The sequence below is a fragment of the Streptomyces sp. CRN 30 genome (genome assembly GCF_034105845.1).
In genome coordinates this window covers 1-19,550 of sequence record NZ_JAVRHI010000416.1, presented here as the reverse complement: position 1 = coordinate 19,550, position 19,550 = coordinate 1, and the positions used below count along the sequence as shown (strand labels likewise).

At 71.2% G+C, this 19,550-nt stretch carries 17 protein-coding genes, 1 rRNA gene and 3 pseudogenes; 8 read left to right on the top strand and 13 right to left on the bottom strand.

Annotated elements, in window-relative coordinates; translation table 11 throughout:
• A 16S ribosomal RNA gene (locus UW392_RS45980) occupies nt 1–106 on the bottom strand; the annotation flags it as partial.
• Between the two features lie 548 nt (nt 107–654).
• A complete protein-coding gene (locus tag UW392_RS45975) occupies nt 655–1,296 on the bottom strand; it encodes a DNA-3-methyladenine glycosylase (RefSeq protein WP_320781299.1) in 642 nt (213 codons plus the stop codon).
• A 143-nt stretch (nt 1,297–1,439) separates the two neighbouring features.
• Here UW392_RS45975 and UW392_RS45970 point away from each other — a divergent pair, with 143 nt between their 5' ends.
• From UW392_RS45970 to UW392_RS45960, 3 genes are all read left to right on the top strand, one after another.
• A complete protein-coding gene (locus UW392_RS45970; RefSeq protein WP_320781298.1) occupies nt 1,440–2,222 on the top strand; it encodes a sporulation protein in 783 nt (260 codons plus the stop codon).
• A gap of 42 nt (nt 2,223–2,264) precedes the next feature.
• Nucleotides 2,265–2,804, top strand: a complete 540-nt coding sequence (locus UW392_RS45965) for a YbhB/YbcL family Raf kinase inhibitor-like protein (protein WP_320781297.1) — start codon at nt 2,265–2,267, stop codon at nt 2,802–2,804.
• Between the two features lie 155 nt (nt 2,805–2,959).
• Nucleotides 2,960–3,466, top strand: a complete 507-nt coding sequence (locus UW392_RS45960; RefSeq protein WP_320781296.1) for an HNH endonuclease — start codon at nt 2,960–2,962, stop codon at nt 3,464–3,466.
• Nucleotides 3,467–3,553: 87 nt separating this feature from the next.
• On the opposite strand, the gene UW392_RS45955 is transcribed toward UW392_RS45960, so the two are convergent.
• The 3 genes and pseudogenes from UW392_RS45955 to UW392_RS45945 all read right to left on the bottom strand — a co-directional run.
• Nucleotides 3,554–4,501 carry an SPFH domain-containing protein gene (locus UW392_RS45955; RefSeq protein WP_320781295.1) on the bottom strand — a complete coding sequence of 316 codons (948 nt, stop codon included), beginning with the start codon at nt 4,499–4,501 and terminating at the stop codon, nt 3,554–3,556.
• 143 nt (nt 4,502–4,644) lie between these two features.
• The gene (locus UW392_RS45950; protein WP_320781294.1) at nt 4,645–5,076 is read right to left on the bottom strand and encodes an NfeD family protein; all 432 of its coding nucleotides are present in this window, start codon (nt 5,074–5,076) and stop codon (nt 4,645–4,647) included.
• A gap of 325 nt (nt 5,077–5,401) precedes the next feature.
• Nucleotides 5,402–5,932, bottom strand: a pseudogene (locus UW392_RS45945) (ABC transporter ATP-binding protein); the annotation flags it as partial.
• Nucleotides 5,933–6,082: 150 nt separating this feature from the next.
• Here UW392_RS45945 and UW392_RS45940 point away from each other — a divergent pair.
• Nucleotides 6,083–6,871 carry a hypothetical protein gene (locus tag UW392_RS45940; protein WP_320781292.1) on the top strand — a complete coding sequence of 263 codons (789 nt, stop codon included), beginning with the start codon at nt 6,083–6,085 and terminating at the stop codon, nt 6,869–6,871.
• A gap of 338 nt (nt 6,872–7,209) precedes the next feature.
• Here the strand turns inward: UW392_RS45940 and chpE are convergent, their stop codons facing one another.
• The 3 genes from chpE to UW392_RS45925 form a co-directional block, all read right to left on the bottom strand.
• Nucleotides 7,210–7,455 (bottom strand): chaplin ChpE, encoded by a 246-nt coding sequence (gene chpE / locus UW392_RS45935; RefSeq protein WP_320781291.1) that lies wholly within the window; start codon nt 7,453–7,455, stop codon nt 7,210–7,212.
• Nucleotides 7,456–7,567: 112 nt separating this feature from the next.
• Nucleotides 7,568–8,224 carry a response regulator transcription factor gene (locus UW392_RS45930; RefSeq protein WP_320781290.1) on the bottom strand — a complete coding sequence of 219 codons (657 nt, stop codon included), beginning with the start codon at nt 8,222–8,224 and terminating at the stop codon, nt 7,568–7,570.
• Nucleotides 8,217–9,362, bottom strand: a complete 1,146-nt coding sequence (locus UW392_RS45925) for a GAF domain-containing sensor histidine kinase (RefSeq protein WP_320781289.1) — start codon at nt 9,360–9,362, stop codon at nt 8,217–8,219. The genes UW392_RS45930 and UW392_RS45925 overlap by 8 nt, the downstream gene beginning before the upstream one ends.
• A 242-nt stretch (nt 9,363–9,604) precedes the next feature.
• Here UW392_RS45925 and UW392_RS67145 point away from each other — a divergent pair.
• A pseudogene (locus UW392_RS67145) lies at nt 9,605–9,816 on the top strand (S-adenosylmethionine:tRNA ribosyltransferase-isomerase); the annotation flags it as partial.
• A gap of 435 nt (nt 9,817–10,251) precedes the next feature.
• Nucleotides 10,252–10,959 carry a transglycosylase SLT domain-containing protein gene (locus UW392_RS45915; RefSeq protein WP_320781288.1) on the top strand — a complete coding sequence of 236 codons (708 nt, stop codon included), beginning with the start codon at nt 10,252–10,254 and terminating at the stop codon, nt 10,957–10,959.
• A gap of 124 nt (nt 10,960–11,083) precedes the next feature.
• Here the strand turns inward: UW392_RS45915 and UW392_RS45910 are convergent, their stop codons facing one another.
• A complete protein-coding gene (locus UW392_RS45910; protein WP_320781287.1) occupies nt 11,084–13,708 on the bottom strand; it encodes an FHA domain-containing protein in 2,625 nt (874 codons plus the stop codon).
• A gap of 228 nt (nt 13,709–13,936) precedes the next feature.
• Between UW392_RS45910 and UW392_RS45905 the strand changes: the two genes are divergently transcribed.
• Nucleotides 13,937–16,099 carry a streptophobe family protein gene (locus UW392_RS45905; RefSeq protein WP_320781286.1) on the top strand — a complete coding sequence of 721 codons (2,163 nt, stop codon included), beginning with the start codon at nt 13,937–13,939 and terminating at the stop codon, nt 16,097–16,099.
• 201 nt (nt 16,100–16,300) lie between these two features.
• Nucleotides 16,301–17,539: a phosphoserine phosphatase SerB gene (gene serB / locus UW392_RS45900; protein ID WP_320781285.1), complete on the top strand. Its 1,239-nt coding sequence runs from the start codon at nt 16,301–16,303 to the stop codon at nt 17,537–17,539.
• Nucleotides 17,540–17,638: 99 nt separating this feature from the next.
• Here the strand turns inward: serB and UW392_RS45895 are convergent, their stop codons facing one another.
• The 4 genes and pseudogenes from UW392_RS45895 to UW392_RS45880 form a co-directional block, all read right to left on the bottom strand.
• On the bottom strand, nt 17,639–18,157 hold the full coding sequence (locus UW392_RS45895) for a histidine phosphatase family protein (RefSeq protein ID WP_320781284.1): 519 nt from the start codon (nt 18,155–18,157) through the stop codon (nt 17,639–17,641).
• Between the two features lie 127 nt (nt 18,158–18,284).
• A complete protein-coding gene (locus tag UW392_RS45890; protein WP_320781283.1) occupies nt 18,285–18,497 on the bottom strand; it encodes a hypothetical protein in 213 nt (70 codons plus the stop codon).
• 233 nt (nt 18,498–18,730) lie between these two features.
• Nucleotides 18,731–18,847 carry an SGM_5486 family transporter-associated protein gene (locus UW392_RS45885; RefSeq protein WP_320781282.1) on the bottom strand — a complete coding sequence of 39 codons (117 nt, stop codon included), beginning with the start codon at nt 18,845–18,847 and terminating at the stop codon, nt 18,731–18,733.
• 34 nt (nt 18,848–18,881) lie between these two features.
• Nucleotides 18,882–19,550: pseudogene (locus UW392_RS45880) on the bottom strand (MFS transporter); the annotation flags it as partial.

Genomic DNA, 19,550 nt, shown 5'->3' with positions numbered 1-19,550 from the left:
TCACCCGTTCGCCACTAATCCCCACCGAAGTGGTTCATCGTTCGACTTGCATGTGTTAAGCACGCCGCCAGCGTTCGTCCTGAGCCAGGATCAAACTCTCCGTGAATGTGAACCGGTAATCCGGTGACACCACGAGAGCGGTGCGAGAGGAGGAATAGTCCCCTCGCACACAGCGTCCTCGCTGTGTTTCTTCAAAGGAACCTCGACCATCACAGATGCGATGGACGGGGTATCAACATATCTGGCGTTGACTTTTGGCACGCTGTTGAGTTCTCAAGGAACGGACGCTTCCTTTGTACTCACCCGAGAGACTCTCTCAGGCTTTCCTCCGGGCGCTTCCCTTCGGTCCTGCTTGTCTTGCTGTCTTGCGTTTCCGACTCTATCAGATCTTTTTCTCGATCCGATTCCCTGTCGGCGGGATCGTCTGGGGCTTTGGGCTTTCGCCCTGCGGCCTTTCGACATTCACTACGTTAGCCGGTTTCCCTGCCGATTCATAATCGGCTCTCCCGGGTTCGAATTCGGGCATGCGAGCACGCAGAATTCGCCCCCGTTGAGGGGAGTTGCTAGGTAGTGGGTTGGCCGCTTCCGGCTGCAGGCGATCGCCGTACCCGGTTCAAGCGGCTCGGGCTACATTACGCCCCGGGCAAAGGCGCGTCAACTTCGACGGCGCCGGGGCACGTGGGCCCGGTACGGGCTCACCGTCGGGTCGTCGGCGATCCAGAAGCGCCAGGGGTGGACGCCCCCCTCGCCGGCCACTCCCGTGCGGGGGCCGTTGCGTACCTGGTCGCGGGGTGTGGCGGTGCCGGTCAGTACCCGCAGCGGGGTGTCCTCGGCGGCGCACGCGTCCGTGCCGTTCAGGGCGCGGTCCACTCCGAGCGCGGTGGCCAGTCGGGCCGGGCCTTTGGCCAGTTCCTTGTCGTTGCGGGCCGAGAGGCGTCGGGTCCGGGCCGACTCCGCTCCCTCGACGATCTCGCCGGCGCGCAGCAGGACCGCGCTCGATCTGCCTTCGGGACCGCAGACGAGGTTCATGCAGAACCACATGCCGTAGGTGAAGTAGACGTACACGTGTCCGGGGGGACCGAACATCACGTCGTTGCGGGGAGTGCGGCCCCGGTAGGCGTGGGAGCCGGGATCGTTCTGACCGTCGTATGCCTCGACCTCTGTCAGGCGGAGGGCGATCGGGCCGTCCGGGGTACTGCGGACGAGGATGCGGCCGAGGAGATCCGGTGCCACGTCGAGCACAGGCCGGTCGAAGAACTCCCTCGGCAGGGGCGTACGGTCAGGCGGCGCGATCATGCCGTCCGAGCGTAACGCAGACGAGTGGGGCGACGGGGTGGTCAGCTCTCGGGCGTCTTGCCAGGGTGGGCATGGAACCGGCCACGGCCGGATCGCGTTCGTAGGGATCAAGGGTTCACGCGTAAGCCTGGAGAAGGAGAGACATGGCGTTCAAGAAGCTGCTCGCAAGCCTGGGGGCCGGTGGGGCCTCGGTCGAGACGGTGCTGAACGAGGTCAACGTCGTTCCGGGCGGTGTCGTCCAGGGTGAGGTGCGGATCCAGGGCGGGTCCGTCAACCAGCAGATCGAGGGGCTGTCGGTCGGTCTGCAGGCCAAGGTCGAGGTGGAGAGCGGCGACCAGGAGTACAAGCAGAACATCGAGTTCACCAAGGTGTCGCTGGGCGGCGCCTTCGAGCTGCAGGCCGGCGCGGTGCACGCGGTGCCGTTCGGGCTGGAGATCCCGTGGGAGACGCCGGTCACCATGATCGACGGCCAGGCGCTGCGCGGCATGAACATCGGTGTGACCACGGAGCTGGCGATCGCGCGGGCCGTGGACTCCGGTGACCTGGACCCGGTCAACGTGCACCCGCTGCCGGCGCAGAAGGCGATCCTTGACGCCTTCATACAGCTGGGCTTCCGGTTCAAGAACGCGGACCTGGAGCGGGGGCACATCCGGGGGACGCGGCAAAAGCTGCCGTTCTACCAGGAGATCGAGTTCTTCCCGCCGCAGCAGTACCACGGGCTCAACCAGGTCGAGCTGAGCTTCGTCGCCGACGAGCAGGCGATGGACGTCGTCCTGGAGATGGACAAGCGGGGCGGGCTCTTCACCGAGGGCAGCGACACCTTCCGCTCCTTCCAGGTCGGGCTGAACGACTACCACGGGACCGACTGGGCGGCGTACCTCAACCAGTGGCTGGCCGAGGTCGGCTCGAAGCGGAACTGGTTCTAGGCTCGGGGACGACTGAACCGAACCTGATCAGGAGGTACAGAGGTGACCGAGCTCAAGCGGCGGCCGCTCCCCCACGACTTCCATCCGCCCGTGCCGTCGTTCACGGTGACGAGCGAGGACATCGCGGAAGGCGCGACGCTCAAGGACGCTCAGGTCCACGCGGCCGGCAACACCTCACCGCACCTGCGGTGGGAAGGCGCCCCGGAGGGGACCGAGAGTTACGCCGTCACCTGCTACGACCCGGACGCGCCGACCGGCAGCGGGTTCTGGCACTGGGTCGTGTTCGACATCCCGGCCTCGGTGACCGAACTGCCGGTGGGCGCGGGCAGCGGCACGTTCGAGGGTCTGCCGGACGGTGCCGTCCAGGCGCGCAACGACTACGGCAGCAAGGACTTCGGCGGGGCCGCGCCGCCCGCCGGGGACGGACCGCACCGGTACGTTTTCACGGTGTACGCCGTGGACCAGGAGAAGCTCGGCCCGGACGCGGACGCCACGCCCGCGTTCGTCGGGTTCAACCTGCGGTTCCACACGGTCGCGCGGGCCCAGCTCGTCGGCGAGTACGAGGTGCCCGCCGAAGGCTGAGCCCCAACCGGACGTTCATGGAACGTTTGCCCGCCCCTGGTTCTGGAAGTGATCAGGGGCGGGCATTTTTTATTTCGTTGTCCATCTCGGCGTGCCCGGCCAGAGTTGATCCCAGCCCGCCAGGCGGTGGGCCGGTGCACGGGAGGTGGGCTGGTATGCGGGAGACGCTGGTACTCAACGCGAGTTTCGAACCGCTGTCGACGGTGACGCTGAACCGAGCCGTCGTGCTGGTGCTGCAGGACAAGGCCGTCGTCGAGCAGGCCCACCCCGAACTGCGGATGCGGGGCGCCGCGCTGGACATACCGGCGCCGCGGGTGATCAGGCTCTGCCAATACGTACGGGTGCCGTTCCGAAGACGCGCGCCGTGGTCGCGGCGGGGGGTGCTGGTCCGGGACCGGCACCGGTGCGCGTACTGCGGGCGGCGTGCCACCACCGTGGACCACGTGGTGCCGCGGTCGCACGGTGGGCAGGACTCGTGGCTGAACACGGTGGCCTCCTGTGCGGAGGACAATCACCGGAAGGCGAATCGGACGCCCGAGCAGGCGGGGATGCCGTTGCTGCGGGAGCCGTTCGAGCCGACTCCGGCCGATGCGATGCTCTTGGCTCTTGCCCGGGATGATCTGGCCGCCCTGCCGGAGTGGCTCGTGCTGGACGCCGCCTGACGGTCTCGCCGTCCAGGTTGCGCGACCGGCCCCGGCCGCGGGCCGTCCGTGGCTGGTCGCGCAGTTCCCCGCGCCCCTCCGGGCGCTTCAGTCGATGCTCGGCTTCTCGCGACGCTCCTGGGGCGGGACCGTGGCGCCGCCGCCGCTGTTGCCGCCGGCCATCGGGCCGAAGTTGCCCATGGCGCCGGAGAGGCCCTTGAGGGCGTCTCCGATCTCGCTGGGCACGATCCAGAGCTTGTTGGCGTCGCCCTCGGCGATCTTCGGCAGCATCTGGAGGTACTGGTAGGAGAGCAGCTTCTGGTCCGGGTCACCGGCGTGGATGGCCTCGAACACGGTGCGGACGGCCTGTGCCTCGCCCTCGGCGCGCAGGGCGGCGGCCTTGGCCTCGCCCTCGGCGCGCAGGATCTGGGACTGCTTCTCGCCCTCGGCGCGCAGGATCTCGGACTGCCGGACACCTTCGGCCTGGAGGATCGCGGCGCGCTTGTCGCGGTCGGCGCGCATCTGCTTCTCCATCGAGTCCTGGATGGAGGTGGGCGGCTCGATCGCCTTCAGTTCGACGCGGTTGACGCGGATGCCCCACTTGCCGGTGGCCTCGTCGAGGACGCCGCGCAGCGCCGCGTTGATCTCCTCGCGGGAGGTCAGGGTCCGCTCCAGGTCCATGCCGCCGATGATGTTGCGCAGCGTGGTGACGGTGAGCTGCTCGATCGCCTGGATGTAGCTGGCGACCTCGTAGGTCGCGGCGCGGGCGTCGGTCACCTGGTAGTAGATGACCGTGTCGATGTTGACCACCAGGTTGTCCTGGGTGATCACCGGCTGCGGTGGGAACGGCACGACCTGTTCGCGCAGGTCGATGCGGTTGCGGATGGTGTCGATGAACGGGACGACGATGTTCAGGCCCGCGTTCAGTGTCCTTGTGTAACGGCCGAAGCGCTCCACGATCGCGGCGCTCGCCTGTGGGATGACCTGGATCGTCTTGATCAGGGCGATGAAGACCAACACCACCAGAATGACCAAGACGATGATGACCGGTTCCATGGTCTTTCCCGTACCCTTCTCCGCCTCGGCGCTTTCGGCAGTACCTGACTGCTGCTGATCCTACGGGTGTTGAGGATCTTGCTGGTCGAGTCTGACAGACCGTCGTCCGCCCTGGGGGCTGTTCGCCCGGTTGTCGGGTGAGGTCACAGCACGATCGCTGTGGCGCCCTCGATGTCCACGACGTCCACCTCCTGACCGATGTCGTAGGCGCGCGCGGTGTCGAGGGAGCGGGCCGTCCAGATCTCCCCGGCGAGTTTGATGCGGCCTCCGGAGGCGTCCACGCGTTCCAGTACGACGGCCTGCTTGCCCTTCAGCGCCTCCACGCCGGAGACGAGTTGGGGCCGGTCCTTGCGGTGCCGGGCCGCGATGGGGCGTACCACCGCTATGAGGGCGACCGAGACGACGACGAAGACCAGGACCTGAAGGACGACGCCGGCGCCGGCCCCGGAGGCGACCGCGGCGGCGACCGCGCCCACGGCGAGCATCCCGAATTCGGGCATCGCGGTCACGACGAGGGGGATTCCGAGTGCGGCGGCGGCGACGAGCCACCACACCCATGCGTCGATGTCGTTCACATGGTCATGGTAGGTCCGCGAGTCGCCGCGGGACAGGGCGCACGGGGGTCGGCTCGGGTCAGGAGAGCGGGAGGCCCTGCGCGGTCCAGCGGTCGCCGACCTGCTCGACGACGAGCGGGAGGCCGAAGCAGAGGGAGAGGTTGCGGGAGGTGAGTTCCAGCTCCAGCGGACCGGCGGCCAGCACCTTGCCCTGACGGATCATCAGGACGTGGGTGAAGCCGGGGGCGATCTCCTCGACATGGTGGGTGACCATGATCATCGAGGGGGCGATGGGGTCGCGGGCGAGGCGGCCGAGGCGGCGTACGAGGTCCTCGCGGCCGCCGAGGTCGAGGCCGGCGGCGGGCTCGTCGAGGAGGAGCAGCTCGGGGTCGGTCATCAGGGCGCGGGCGATGAGGGTGCGCTTGCGCTCGCCCTCGGAGAGGGTGCCGAACTTCCGGTCGAGGTACTCGGTCATGCCGAGGCGGTCGAGGAAGGCGCGGGCGCGCTGCTCGTCGATGTCCTCGTACTCCTCCTGCCAGCCGGCGGTCATGCCGTACGCGGCGGTCAGGACGGTCTGCAGGACGGTCTGGCGCTTGGGGAGCTTCTCGGTCATGGCGATGCCGGCGACGCCGATGCGGGGGCGCAGCTCGAAGACGTCGGTGCCGGGCCTGCCGAGGGTCTCGCCGAGGATGGTGGCGGTGCCCTTGGTGGGGTAGAGGTAGCTGGACGCGAGGTTGAGGAGGGTGGTCTTGCCGGCGCCGTTGGGGCCGAGGATGACCCAGCGCTCCCCCTCCTTGACCGACCAGGACACCTCGTCCACGAGAGCCCGGCCCTCACGGACCACGGATACGTCCTGAAGCTCCAGAACATCGCTCATGAGCGCGTTGTCTCCCCTTAAGGTGTGGCCGGTCTCGGCTGTCGCGTACGCCTGTGGCTCGGTGGGCCGCACCGGTGGGCGCAGCCCCTATGAAATCTACGCCACCGGCCGGCCGGGCCGTTCCATCGGTCCGGTCCTTAGGGTGGGGGCATGCTCACGGAACCACGTGCGGGACGGCTCGCCTCCTGGGGTAATGCCCTTCTTGTCGGACTTGTATCGCCGGATGACGCGGTGCTCGCGATTGTCGGTACGGACGCGGTGCACCGGGTGGCCGGGCTGCCCGGTGAGCCGGGGCCGGCCGGGCTGACGCTGGCGCTGGGGCGGCTGCGGGCGCTGGGGGTGACCGGGCTGCGGGTCGCGCTGCCGGCGCCGGGGCATCCGCTGGGGCTGAGCGGGCCGCCGGAGTTCAACGCGCGGGCGCTGGAGGCCGAGGAGGCGGTGGTCTGTCACGGGGCGGCGCTGGGGCTGGTGCCCGAGGTGTACGAGGCGGGTCCCGAGGGCGATGTCCATGTGGAGGTCGTCTGGCACTGTCTGCCGGTGCGGGAGGCGCCGCCCGCGGACGTGCCGTCGCTGTCGGAGGCCGAGCGGGAGCTGGCGGAGGCGCTGCGGGAGGCGACCGAGGTGCTGACGCGGCTGGACGTGGCCGGGTCGGGTCCGGTGGCGGAGGCTGCGGTCGCGGCGTACCGGGCGCGGGCGGAGGCGGGGCGCGAGGTGCTGGCTCCGGGGTATCCCCCGCGGGCGGTGCGGGTGCTGGAGCTGGCGCAGCGGGTGGGGGCGCTGGTTTCGCTGGCGTACGGGAACGGGCACGGGGGTGCGGTGAGCGCCTCCGAGATGGCGGCGCGGGGGGATGCGTTGCGGCCGGTGGAGCGGACGGCTCGGCGGGCGCAGGTGGCTGCGTACAACGCGGTGGTGGAGGAGCGGGAGCGCCGGGGGCGGTGACGGTTCGTGGCCCGGTGGGCCAGGTTCGTGGCATGGCAACGGGGGCCCTGGGGCTGCGCCCCGGGCCCCCGGATCGGCCTGGACGGCCTCGTCCTCAAACGCCGGACGGGCTGACATACACGGCCCGGCGTCGTGACCGCCGGACGGGTTGAATACACCGCCCGGCGTCACGAGCACCGGATGGGCTGAGTACACCGCCCCGCGTCACGAGCACCGGACGGGTTGAATACACGGCCCGGCGTCGTGAGCGCCGGGCGGGCTGAATACACCGCCCGGCGTCATGAGTGCCGGGCGGGCTGGGTGCACCGTCCGGTGTCGTGGAGGAGACGTGTCGGGTCTCAGCGGTTGAGGCCCAGGTTGCCGAAGGCGGGGTTCAGGACGCCGATGACGCTGACGCTGTTGCCCACGGCGTTGACCGGGATGTGGATCGGCGCCTGGACGACGTTGCCCGAGGCGACGCCCGGGGAGCCCACGGCCTCGCCGTGCGCGGCGGAGCCGCCGGTGGCGGAGGCCATGCCCGCGCCCGCGGCGACCAGACCGCCGGCCACCATCGTCACAGCCGCTGCCTTCTTCAGGTTCTTCACTTCCGAGCCCTCCTTGCATTCACCGCGGCAGGCGCCGCGGCACGCACTGGAGAACGGCTGGCGCGGCCCGAGGATGCGCCATCCGGGGGACATTCCCACGACGGTATGAATCTCAGCCCGGAGGGGAACCCTCCGCGTTGCCGTGGCGTACGGCCCACAGCGCGGCCTGGGTGCGGTCGGCGAGGTCGAGTTTCATCAGGATGTTCGAGACGTGGGTCTTCACGGTCTTCTCGGACAGCACCAGGGCGCGGGCGATCTCCCGGTTGGAGCGGCCGTCCGCTATCAGGGCCAGCACCTCGCGCTCCCGGTCCGTGAGCGAGCCGCCCCTGCCCTGGCCGGAGGCGGTGCCCTCGGGGGCCAGCAGGGCGCCGGCGACCTCGGGCTGGAGCAGTATGTGGCCGGCGTGGACGGAGCGGATGGCGCCGGCGAGGGCGTCGGGGTCGATGTCCTTGTAGACGTAGCCGGCGGCGCCCGCGCGGAGGGCGGGGATCACGGTGCGCTGTTCGGTGAAGCTGGTGACGACCAGTACGCGCGCGGGGTGGTCGAGTTCCCGGAGCCGGCGCAGAGCCTCGACGCCGTCCATGCCCGGCATCTTCACGTCCATGAGGATGACGTCGGGGCCCAGTTCCTCGGCGCGGGCGACTCCCTCGGCGCCGTCCGCGGCCTCCCCCACCACCTCGATGTCGTCCTGGATCTCCAGGAAGGTGCGCAGGCCGCGGCGGACCACCTGGTGGTCGTCGACGAGCAGCACCCTGATCGCGTCAGCCACCGGGGACCTCCATCCCGATCGTGGTGCCCTTGCCGGGCTCCGAAGTGACGGTCAGCGTGCCACCGACCCCGCTCGCCCGGTCCCGCATGGAGACCAGGCCCAGGCGGCGTCCCGCGCGGCGCACGGCCCCCGGGTCGAAGCCGGCGCCGTCGTCGGTGACCCGCAGCACGGCGCCCGCGCCGGCCCGGTCGAGCGTGACGTCGACGTGGTCCGCGCCGGAGTGGCGCAGGGCGTTGTGCAGGGCCTCCTGGGCGACGCGCAGGACGGCCTCCTCCTGGGCTGCGGGCAGCGCCCTGACGCCGCGGCCGGCGAAGCTCACTCGCGCGGTGTGCGCGCGGTCGAGGACCTGCACGTGCGTGCGGAGGGTGGCGGCGAGGCCGTCCTCGTCGAGGGCGGCGGGCCGCAGTTCCACGACGGCGGCGCGCAGCTCGTCGGCGGCGTCCGCGGCGAGGGCGGCGACCTGCTGTAGCTCGCCCTTGGCCCGTGCGGGGTCGCGGTCGACCAGGCGGGCCGCCGCCTGCGCGGTGAGGCGCAGGGAGAACAGCTTCTGGCTGACGGCGTCGTGCAGCTCGTGGGCGAGGCGGGTGCGCTCCTCGGCGATGGTCAGCTCGCGGCTGCGCTCGTAGAGGCGGGCGTTGGTGAGGGCGATGGCGGCGTGCTGGGCGAGGATGCCCAGCAGTTCCTCGTCGTCCTCGGTGAAGCCGCAGCCGCCGTCGGGTTTCGGGCAGTTCTTGTTGGCCAGGAACAGCGCGCCGATGACCTCGTCGCCGTCGCGGATCGGGAGGCCGAGGAAGTCGGCGAGGTCGGGGTGGGCGGCGGGCCAGCCCTCGAAGCGGGGGTCCTGGCGGACGTCCGCGAGGCGCTCGGTCCTGGCGTCGCGCAGCATCGCGGCGAGGATGCCGTGCTGGCGGGGCAGGGGGCCGATGGCCTTCCACTCCTCGTCGCTGACGCCGTCCACCACGAACTGGGCGAAGCCGCCGTGGTCGTCGGGGACGCCCAGGGCGGCGTACTGCGCGTCGAGCAGTTCGCGGGCCGAGGCCACGATCGTCTTGAGGACGTCGCGCACCTCCAGGTGCCTGCTCATGGCCAGCAGCGCGGCACTGACCGCGGCGAGGCCGGACCGGGGGCCGTGGCTCATGACCTCACGGTAACCGGTGGGGCCGACCCGCCGGATCGGTCGTGCGGCGGCGGAGGCGGTGGGTCCCGGGACCTAGGGCGGAGGTCCCGGGCGGGCGGGGAGCTGCGGGAGCCGGACGGGCGGGGCACTACGCGCGCGCGTGCGGGGCGCGCGGGAGTAGGGGTGCGGTTGCCGGGGGGGGGGGGAGCCGGGCTGGTCCTTGAGGAGCCGCTGGACGCGCGGGGCGGGCGGGCCGGACGGGGCGCGGGGGTGACGGGGGCCTGGTGGTGGCCGTGGGGACGACGGCCGTGCGGGCGGTGGAGTCGGTGGCCGGCGCGGACGGGGTCGTACGGGCGCGGGCGGGGTGGACGGATCTGGTCGTCACGCCGGAGCGCGGGGTGCGGGGTGCGGGCGGTACCTGTGGCACGAGTTCGGGGACGTGCATCTGCTGCTGCCGGGGCGGGCGCGGGCGTGACGACCGCCGTGGGCGACCGCCGTGGACGACCGGCCGACGACGGCCGTTGACGACAGCCGTAGACGCCCCTCACGGACCGTCTGGACAAACCCTCCGAAACCGCTCACGCGTTGCATTGCTTCAGCAACTATGAGTAAGAACGACGAGGGTCCCATGTGAGGCCGCACATAGGGCCCAGATCACGTACGAAGCGGATTAGGAGTGCGACTCGTCCGTTTTGACCGGGTGGATAGTCCATTCCGTCCGGTTTCTCCTCTCCCTGATCCACTATCCAGCTTCGTACGTCACACCTTTGCCAGCCCATTTTGCCGCCGCTAAGAATTGCTCACGTCGCTCCAGTGCCGTGGGCCTTCCCCGCGGCGTTCGTGCCGGAAGCACCCCTGTACCCCGCAGGACGAGAGCGACCTCCGCGCAACTCGAAGAGGTCATCCCGCCATGCCGAAGAACATCCTCACCCGTGGTCACAGTCGTAGCCTGACCCGCACCCACAAGATCGCCATAGCCGGCGTCGGCACCCTCGGTGCCGCCGCGCTCGCCATCTCCGCGGTGCCCGCCAGCGGCCACACGGCCAGCACGAGCGAGGCCGCTCCGGCCGCCAAGGTGGCGTACAGCTCCGAGCAGATCAAGGACGTCAAGGCGTCCGTCACCGATCAGCTCGCCGGTGCGAGCGAGAAGGTCGCGGCCATCGACGCCAAGAAGCAGGCCGCCGCCGACACCAAGACGCAGGCCGCCGCGAAGGCCGTCAAGGAGCGTGCCGCCGAGACGTCCACCAGCCGGTCCGCCGAGCGCTCCGCGGTCAAGCAGGTCGCCGAGAAGAGCTACGCGAACAACCTCAACGGCTGGATCACCGAGGCCCTCGACATCATGAAGGCCAAGAAGATCCCCGGCTCGTACAACGGCCTGCACAAGAACATCATGCGTGAGTCCTCGGGCAACCCGAAGGCCATCAACGACTGGGACATCAACGCCATCAACGGCATCCCGTCCAAGGGCCTGCTCCAGGTGATCCCGCCGACCTTCAAGGCGTACCACGTCGAGGGCACCTCCTGGAACATCTACGACCCGGTCGCCAACATCACCGCCGCCGCCAACTACGCGGCCGACAAGTACGGCACCATCGACAACGTCAACAGCGCGTACTGAGGTCAGCGCGGACCTCTTCCCGTACGCGGGGACGGCAGTCCCGGTCATGCCGAAGGGCGGCACCCTCTGGAGGGTGCCGCCCTTCGGCGCGCTGTCGCGGGTCCGGTCGCCGTCGCGGGTCCGGCTACTTGCGCATGACCTCGGGCTCGTGCCGCCGCAGGAAGCGGGCGACGAAGATCCCGCAGATCACGCCGAGGACGATCACGCCGGCCATGTCCATGCCCCAGGCGGCGGCCGTGTGCTCCCACAGCGGATCGGGTTCCGCGCCGGGCTCCGGCGGCGTGACCACGTTGAAGTCGAGCGTGGCGCCCGCCGCGGCGACCGACCAGCGCGACGGCATGAGGTAGGAGAGCTGGTTGACGCCGACCGTGCCGTGCAGGGTGAAGAGACAGCCCGTGAAGACGACCTGGACGATCGCGAACATCACCAGCAGCGGCATCGTCTTCTCCGCCGTCGCCACCAGCGCGGAGATGATCAGGCCGAACATCATCGAGGTGAAGCCGAGCGCCATGATCGGCAGGCACAGCTCCACCAGCGTCAGGTTGCCGAAGACCACGCCCTCGTCCGGGATGTCCCGGGTGGAGAACCCGATGAGGCCGACCATCAGGCCCTGCAGCACGGTGATCACGCCGAGCACGACGACCTTGGACATCAGGTACGCCGAGCGGGACAGGCCGGTCGCGCGCTCCCGCTCGTAGATCACCCGTTCCTTGATCAGTTCGCGGACGGAGTTGGCCGCGCCGGCGAAGCAGGCGCCGACGGCCAGGATCAGCAGGACCGTGGTGGCCGTGCTGTTCGGCAGGCGCTCCTTGGTCTTCGGGTCGACGGGGTTGGGCAGCAGTCCCTGACCGGGTTCGATCAGCAGGCTCACCGCGCCCAGCACGGCCGGCAGGATCACCATCAGGGCGAGGAAGCCCCGGTCCGATGCGATGACGGACACATACCGCCGTACGAGGGTGCCGAACTGCGCCGACCACCCCTGCGGCTTCGGCGGTTTCATCGCCTGCGGCGGCGGCATCGCTACGGACTGCGCGGCGACCGCGTCGAGGTCGGCGGCGTACATCTGGTAGTGCTGCGAGCCCTTCCAGCGGCCCGCCCAGTCGTAGTCGCGGTAGTTCTCGAAGGCGGAGAAGACGTCGGCCCAGGTGTCGTAGCCGAAGAAGTTGAGGGCCTCCTCCGGCGGGCCGAAGTAGGCGACGGAGCCGCCCGGCGCGAGCACCAGCAGCTTGTCGCAGATCGCCAGCTCGGCCACCGAGTGGGTGACGACGAGGACGGTGCGGCCGTCGTCGGCGAGACCGCGCAGCAACTGCATGACGTCGCGGTCCATGCCCGGGTCGAGGCCGGAGGTCGGCTCGTCCAGGAAGATCAGCGACGGCTTGGTGAGCAGCTCCAGGGCGACCGAGACGCGCTTGCGCTGGCCGCCGGAGAGCGAGGTGACCTTCTTCTCCTTGTGGATGTCGAGTTTCAGCTCGCGCAGCACCTCGTCTATGCGGGACTGCCGCTCCTCGCCCGTGGTGTCGGCGGGGAAACGGAGCTTGGCCGCGTAGCGCAGCGCCTTCTTCACGGTCAGTTCCTTGTGCAGGATGTCGTCCTGCGGGACCAGACCGATGCGCTGGCGCAGTTCGGCGAACTGCTTGTACAGGTTCCGGCTGTCGTAGAGGACCTCGCCCTGGTCGGCGGGGCGGTAGCCGGTGAGCGCCTTGAGCAGCGTCGACTTCCCGGAGCCGGACGGGCCGATGACCGCGATGAGCGACTTCTCCGGGACGCCGAAGGAGACGTCCTTGAGGATCTGCTTGCCGCCCTCGACCGTGACGGTCAGATGGCGCGCGGAGAACGACACCTCGCCGGTGTCGACGAACTCCTCCAGCCGGTCGCCGACGATCCGGAACGTCGAGTGGCCGACGCCGACGATGTCGGTGGTGCCGAGCAGTTGCGAGCCGCCCTTGGCGATCGGCTGGCCGTTGACGTACGTGCCGTTGTGCGAGCCGAGGTCGCGGATCTCCATGCGGCCGTCGGGCGTCGAGTGGAACTCGGCGTGGTTGCGCGAGACCTGGAGGTCGGAGACGACCAGGTCGTTCTCCAGGGCACGGCCGATGCGCATGACACGGCCGAGCGAGAAGCGGTGGAAGGTGGTGGGGCTGCGGTCGCCGTAGACCGGCGGGGCCGCCGCCAGGTCGCCCGGGTCGATCGGGCTCCCCGGCCCGCCGTACGGCGACGGCTGTGCCTGTGCCTGTGCCTGCTGCTGCGGGATGTGCGGGCCGGGGGCGGAGTACGCGTGCGGCGCGTGGGCCTGTTCGGGCGGCTGTCCGGTGCCCTGTCGGCCCTGCTGCTGAGGCGGCGCGGACTGGGGCGGCGCGGACTGCACCGGTGTCTGGGCCTGGTGCTGGGGCTGAGCCTGGGCCGGGGTCTGATTGACCCAGCCCGGGTCCACGCCCACGGCGGCGGCCGCGCCGGACAGGCTGAGCCGCGGTCCGTCGTTCGCGTTGCCGAGGTGGACGTCCGTACCCGGCCCCAGGTCCGACCGGTGGATCCGCCGGCCCTGCACGAACGTGCCGTTGGTGCTGCCGTTGTCCTCGATCAGCCAACTCCGGCCGTCGAAACGGACCGTGGCGTGACGCCAGGACACCCTGGCGTCGTCGAACACGAGGTCTCCTTGCGGATCGCGCCCCAGGAGATACGACCTGGACGGGTCGAGCGTCCAGGTCTGTCCGTTTGATTCCAGTACGAGTTCCGGCACTCCATGCCCCATTGAGTTGTCCCCCGATGTCTCCCCGACACGGGGAGTCTAGGGATGTCGAACATCGGGGGGAACTATTTCAGGCACGGCCCCTGACCGAAAGCCGGGCCTTGCGCGAACCGGGCAAGAGCGCATCTTCCGTTTTTGTTGACGGGGTTGAAATCAGCCCGGAGAGTGGTAATCCACGCGAGGGGGACATGCGCGGCACCCGGCCGCGCCGCGCGGATCGGGGGGTCTGCCATGAGCGTGTCCGGCAGTGCGGTGGGTGCCGAACACGGCGCGAAAGTGCCGTGGGGCGATGTGCTGTTGTCCGCGATCGTCGCCGTGAGCTGGGCGTTGATCGGGATGGCGGGTACGGCCGCGCTCGGTCTGCACCTTCTGGAGGCGGACGGGGCGGCCTCGTTGGGGCCGATGACCGCGGCGGTTGTGGCGCTCGGGGCGGGTGGTTCGGTGTCGCCGTCCGGTGACGTGTCCGCGTTCGGCCTGGAGGGCGCCGAGGCCGCCACCGCCATCGAGATCACGCCACTCGGGGTGAGCCTGGTCGGGGCGCTGCTGCTGTCGGTCATCTTCCTGCGGTCCCTGCGGGCGGCGGGCGCGGTGATCGCGCCCGCCGAACTGTTCGCCCGCGCGGGGGCGGTGGTCGCGCTCTTCACCGCGATGATGGGCGGGCTGGCCTGGGCCGGGCACGACGTCGTGACGATCGACGGGGGCGCGCTGGGCCTGGACGACCTGCCCGGCGGGGGCGGGGGCGGCGGGGTGGACGTCCCCGGGCTCGGCGACCTCGGGGACATCGGCGGGCTGCTGCCCGACCGGCTCGGGGACCTCGCCGACGCGCAGGCGGCGGTCGGGTTCACGGTGGACACCGTGCCGACGCTGCTGGGCGGGCTCGGCTGGTCCGCGGGGATTCTGCTGATCGCCCTGCTGGCCTCGCGCCGCTCTCCCCTGCCGCGCGGCTGGGACGCCGTGCACCGGGTGGTGCGGCCGGCGGTGTCCGCCCTCGTGACGGTGGCGCTGCTGGCGGTGGCGGCGGGGCTCGCCGCGGCGGCGTACGCGGCGATCGGCGACGACCATCCCCAGCGGATCGCGGGCGCAGCCCTGCTGGGGGCGCCGAACGGGGTGTGGCTCGGTATCCCGATCGGCCTCTTCGTGCCGTGGGACGGCCGGGCGACGGGGCCCCTGGCCGGCCTGCTGCCGGACCCGCTGGACGACTTCCTGCGCGCGGACTCGGGCGACTCGATCACCCTCGCCAGGCTGGCGGACCTGGACAGCCGGGTGTGGCTGCTGGCGGTGGCGGCGGGGGTGCTGATGCTGCTGGCGGGGGTGCTTCTGGCGGTGCGGACGCCGGTGGGGGTTGCTCCGGGGAGTACGGGAACTACGGGGAGTGCGGGAGCGTCCGGCAAGCCGGAGCAGGGCGCGTTGGCCTTCGCCGGGCGGTGTGCGGTGCGGCTCGGGATCGCGACCGCGCTCGCCCTGCCGCTGCTGGTCTGGCTGACGGAGGTGTCGGTGGACGCCTCGCTGTCCGTCCTCGGGTTCGACGCGTTCGACGCCGGTGTCGAACTGCGGGGGAACCTCGGTATGGCACTGCTGCTGGGGGCCGCCTGGGGCGCGGGCGCGGGTGCGGCGGGGGCGCTGCTCGCTCGGGCCACCGGAGCGGCGGGGCGCCTGGCCGCGCCGCTCGCCCTGGGAGCCGGGGCGCCGGGTACAGCGGGGGCGGACGGACGCGACGGGCGGGGCGCGCCGCACTTCGGGCAGCCGTCGCCGTCCTACCCGCCGAGCGCGCGCACGCGCGCGTTGGACAGGCCGTACGGGAGCGAGTCCGGGGCGGCCGGACCGCCGGGGGCTCCGGGGGCTCCGGGGGCTCCGGGCCGGACGGAACCGCTTCGGCCGGGGACGCCGTATCCGCCCGGGTCGCCGTACCGGCCGGGATCGGGCTACCCGCCGCCCAACCCGGACACCAATCCGTATCTGCGGCAGCCGGGCGGTGCGCCCGACCGACCGGGACCGGGGCGGGGAGCGAGGCCGGGCTCCGACTCCGACTCCGGCTCGGGCTCGGGCTCGGGAGATGCCGATTCCGGTGGCGCCGAGTACGGAGGCCGATGGCCAGGGCAGAAACAAGTCCCTGGCGACAGGCAGTACCCCGGCCCGGGACAGCCACCCCCACCCGAATCCCCCGGTCACAGCACACCCGAATCCTCGGGTCAGGAAGCGCACCACTCCCCCGGCCCCGACGTCTACGGCGCCCCCACCGTCGCCGGGCCCGTGCTGCCGCCGCGGTCCTCGCCCCGTCGGCCGCGGAAGCCCGAGCGGCGGTCCTCCACCGAGTGGACCGAGGGGCCACCGCCCCCGTCTCCGCCGCCGCCCCCGCCGCCCCGCCGGCCGAGGCGCCCCGACCGCGGGGAATGACCACAGCGCGTACCCGGTAACTCCCGTAACCCCCGTAACCTCCGTAACCCCCGTAACAAGCCTCGCGTACGCCCGACCGCCGGTGGTGTCCGGCCACCGCCCCGCAAGCCCCGCGCCACCGGAACGCCATCGAACGTTCCGTGTCCGCCAGGCGGACCTCGGGCGCGGTCGGGCTGGGGCGCCGGATACCGTATGAGCACCATGAGCGCTACGCAGACCTCTGACGTCCCAACGCTTCTCGTCAAGATCTTCGGCAAGGACCGGCCGGGTATCACGGCGGGCCTCTTCGACACTCTCGCCGCCTTCTCCCTCGACGTCGTCGACATCGAGCAGGTCGTCACCCGTGGCCGGATGGTGCTGTGCGCGCTCGTGACCCAGCCGCCCCGGGGGCTGGAGGGCGAGCTGCGGGCGACCGTCCACAGCTGGGCCGAGTCGATGAAGATGCAGGCCGAGATCATCTCGGGGACGGGCGACAACCGGCCCCGCGGCCTCGGCCGCTCGCTGGTCACCGTGCTGGGGCACCCCCTCACCTCCGAGGCGACGGCCCAGGTCACCGCCCGGATCACCGCGGCGGGCGGCAACATCGACCGGATCTTCCGGCTGGCGAAGTACCCGGTGACGGCGGTCGAGCTGGCCGTGTCGGGCGTGGAGACCGAGCAACTGCGCACCGCGCTGGTGAAGGACGCGGCCGCCCTCGGCATCGACATAGCGGTGGTCGCCGCCGGCCTGCACCGCCGGGCGCAGCGGCTGGTCGTCATGGACGTGGACTCCACGCTCATCCAGGACGAGGTGATCGAACTCTTCGCGGCGCACGCGGGCTGCGAGGCCGAGGTCGCCGAGGTGACGGCCGCCGCGATGCGCGGGGAGCTGGACTTCGAGCAGTCCCTGCACGCGCGCGTGGCGCTGCTCAAGGACCTGGACGCCTCCGTCGTGGACAAGGTGCGCAGCGAGGTGCGGCTGACGCCGGGCGCGCGGACCCTGATCCGTACGCTGAAGCGGCTCGGCTACCAGGTGGGCGTCGTCTCCGGCGGTTTCACCCAGGTCACCGACGACCTGCGCGAGCGGCTCGGGCTGGACTTCGCCCAGGCCAACACGTTGGAGATCGTCGACGGGAAGCTGACCGGCCGGGTCACCGGCGAGATCGTGGACCGGGCGGGCAAGGCACGGCTGCTGCGCCGGTTCGCCGCGGCGGCGGGCGTACCGCTGTCGCAGACCGTGGCGATCGGTGACGGCGCCAACGACCTGGACATGCTGAACGCGGCCGGTCTCGGGGTGGCCTTCAACGCCAAGCCGGTGGTGCGCCAGGCCGCGCACACCGCGGTGAACGTGCCGTTCCTGGACACCGTCCTGTATCTGCTGGGCGTCACCCGCGAGGAGGTCGAGGCGGCGGACACGCTCGACCAGCAGCTCCTCGACCGGGCCACCGCCGAGGACCGCTGAAACGGGCGCTGTCGCACACGGAAGCGCCGGAGGCCCGTCGCCGGAGCACTTCCGGCGGCGGGCCTTCCGGTCCCTTGGGGTGTCCCGTCCGTACGGGGATCAGTCCGTCGGCGCCCAGTAGTCCCGCAGGGTCGCGACGCCGGGCTCCAGGTCCTTCCAGGAACCGGTGAAGGACAGCACCGCGAACGCGGCGGCCGGGAAGCCGCGGCCCGCCATCCGGTCGTGGACGTCGCCCTCGGCGGACCCGGCCAGGACGTCGGTGAGGCCCTGCACGCCCGGGTTGTGGCCGATCAGCAGGACGTCACGCAGGTCGTCGGGGGTCTCGTTGAGCACGGCGATCAGCTCGCCCGGCGACGCCTCGTAGATCCGCTCCTCGTAGACCGTCTTGGGGCGCTGCGGGAACTCCTGGACGGCGAGCTTCCAGGTCTCGCGGGTCCGGGTGGCGGTGGAGCACAGGGCCAGCTCGAAGGAGATGCCGCTGTCGGTGAGGCGGCGTCCGGCCTCTGCGGCGTCCTTGCGTCCACGCTCGGCGAGCGGCCGCTCATGGTCGGGCACCTGGGGCCAGTCTGCTTTCGCATGCCGGAAAAGGACAATCCTGCGGGGTTCTGCGACGCTCATGCTTCCCAGCTTCGCATGAAACAGGCCACGAGGCGCAGGGAGTTGACTTGCGGATTCGCGGCCGTCGTGCGGGGGCGGGCCCTCCGGGCCGGGTCGTGCTGTGCCGTGCCGTGCCGTGGGCGGGGTGTCAGCGCCCGAACAGGTGCCGGAGCTGCTCCAGGAGGTGGGTGAGCGCCGGATCGGCGGTGGCCGCGTGCGCCTCCGACGGGTTGATGATCAGCGCGAGCAGCAGGACGAAGGCGAGTATCGGCAGGACCAGGGCCCACCAGGGCAGCCGGATGTCGACGCCGCCCCGGGGCAGCGGACGGGGGCGGGGGCGGGTCTGCGTGGGGGTCGACATGAGTGCCTCCGCGGGTCTTCGGCGTCCGGGCGTCCGTTGCTGATCCGAACCTACGGAATCCGCGGGCGCCGTCCCATCCGGTGACCCACCCACTCTCCCCTGAGTCTCACCCCCTAGGGGACAGGGGGGCTAACCCCACCCCCCACACGGAAACGGCTGGTCGTCACGGGGAGGCGATCCCCGCCAAGGGGAGACGAGGCCATCCCCGCCAAGGGGAGACGAGGCCATCCCCGTCACGGGGAGGCGATCGTCGCCACGATGGCGATGACGACGAAGATCGCGAGGAACGAGCCGAAGACGATCAGCATCTTCTTCTGGCCGTTCTGGGGATTCGGGTCGAGGACTGGCATGCCGCCAGTCTCGCACCCCCGGCACGGGCCCCGGTCAGCGGGCCGCCTCGTCCTCCACCGTGCGGCTGCGGCCGGCCAGCCAGCCCACCACCATCTGCGGCACCATCAGGGCGCTCATCAGGGCGATCGGCAGGCCCCAGCCGCCGCTGTGCTGGTACAGGACGCCCACCAGCAGCGGCCCGGGGATGGAGATCAGGTAGCCGGTGCTCTGGGCGAAGGCGGAGAGCTGGGCGACGCCCGCACCGGTCCGGGCCCGCATGCCGACCATGGTCAGGGCGAGCGGGAAGGCGCAGTTGGAGACGCCCAGCAGCAGCGCCCAGACCCAGGCGCCGCCGACGGGGGCGAAGTACAGACCGGCGTAGCCCACGAGGCCGCAGCAGCCGAGGACGAGCACGATCGGACCCTGGTGGGGCAGGCGGGCGGCGACGCGCGGGATGACGAAGGCCAGCGGTATGCCCATCGCCATGATGACGGCCAGGAGCACTCCGGCGGTGCCGGCGGAGACGCCCGCGTCGCGGAAGATCTGCGCCATCCAGCCCATGGTGATGTAGGCCGCGGTGGCCTGGAGACCGAAGAAGGCGGCGAGCGCCCAGGCGATACGGCTGCGCACCATCCGCAGCGCGGGCCGCTCGGCGGTCGCCCGGCGCGCTCCGGCGGGTGTGCCCGTCCCGCCCTGCGCGCCGTGCCCGGGGGCCGCCGCGCG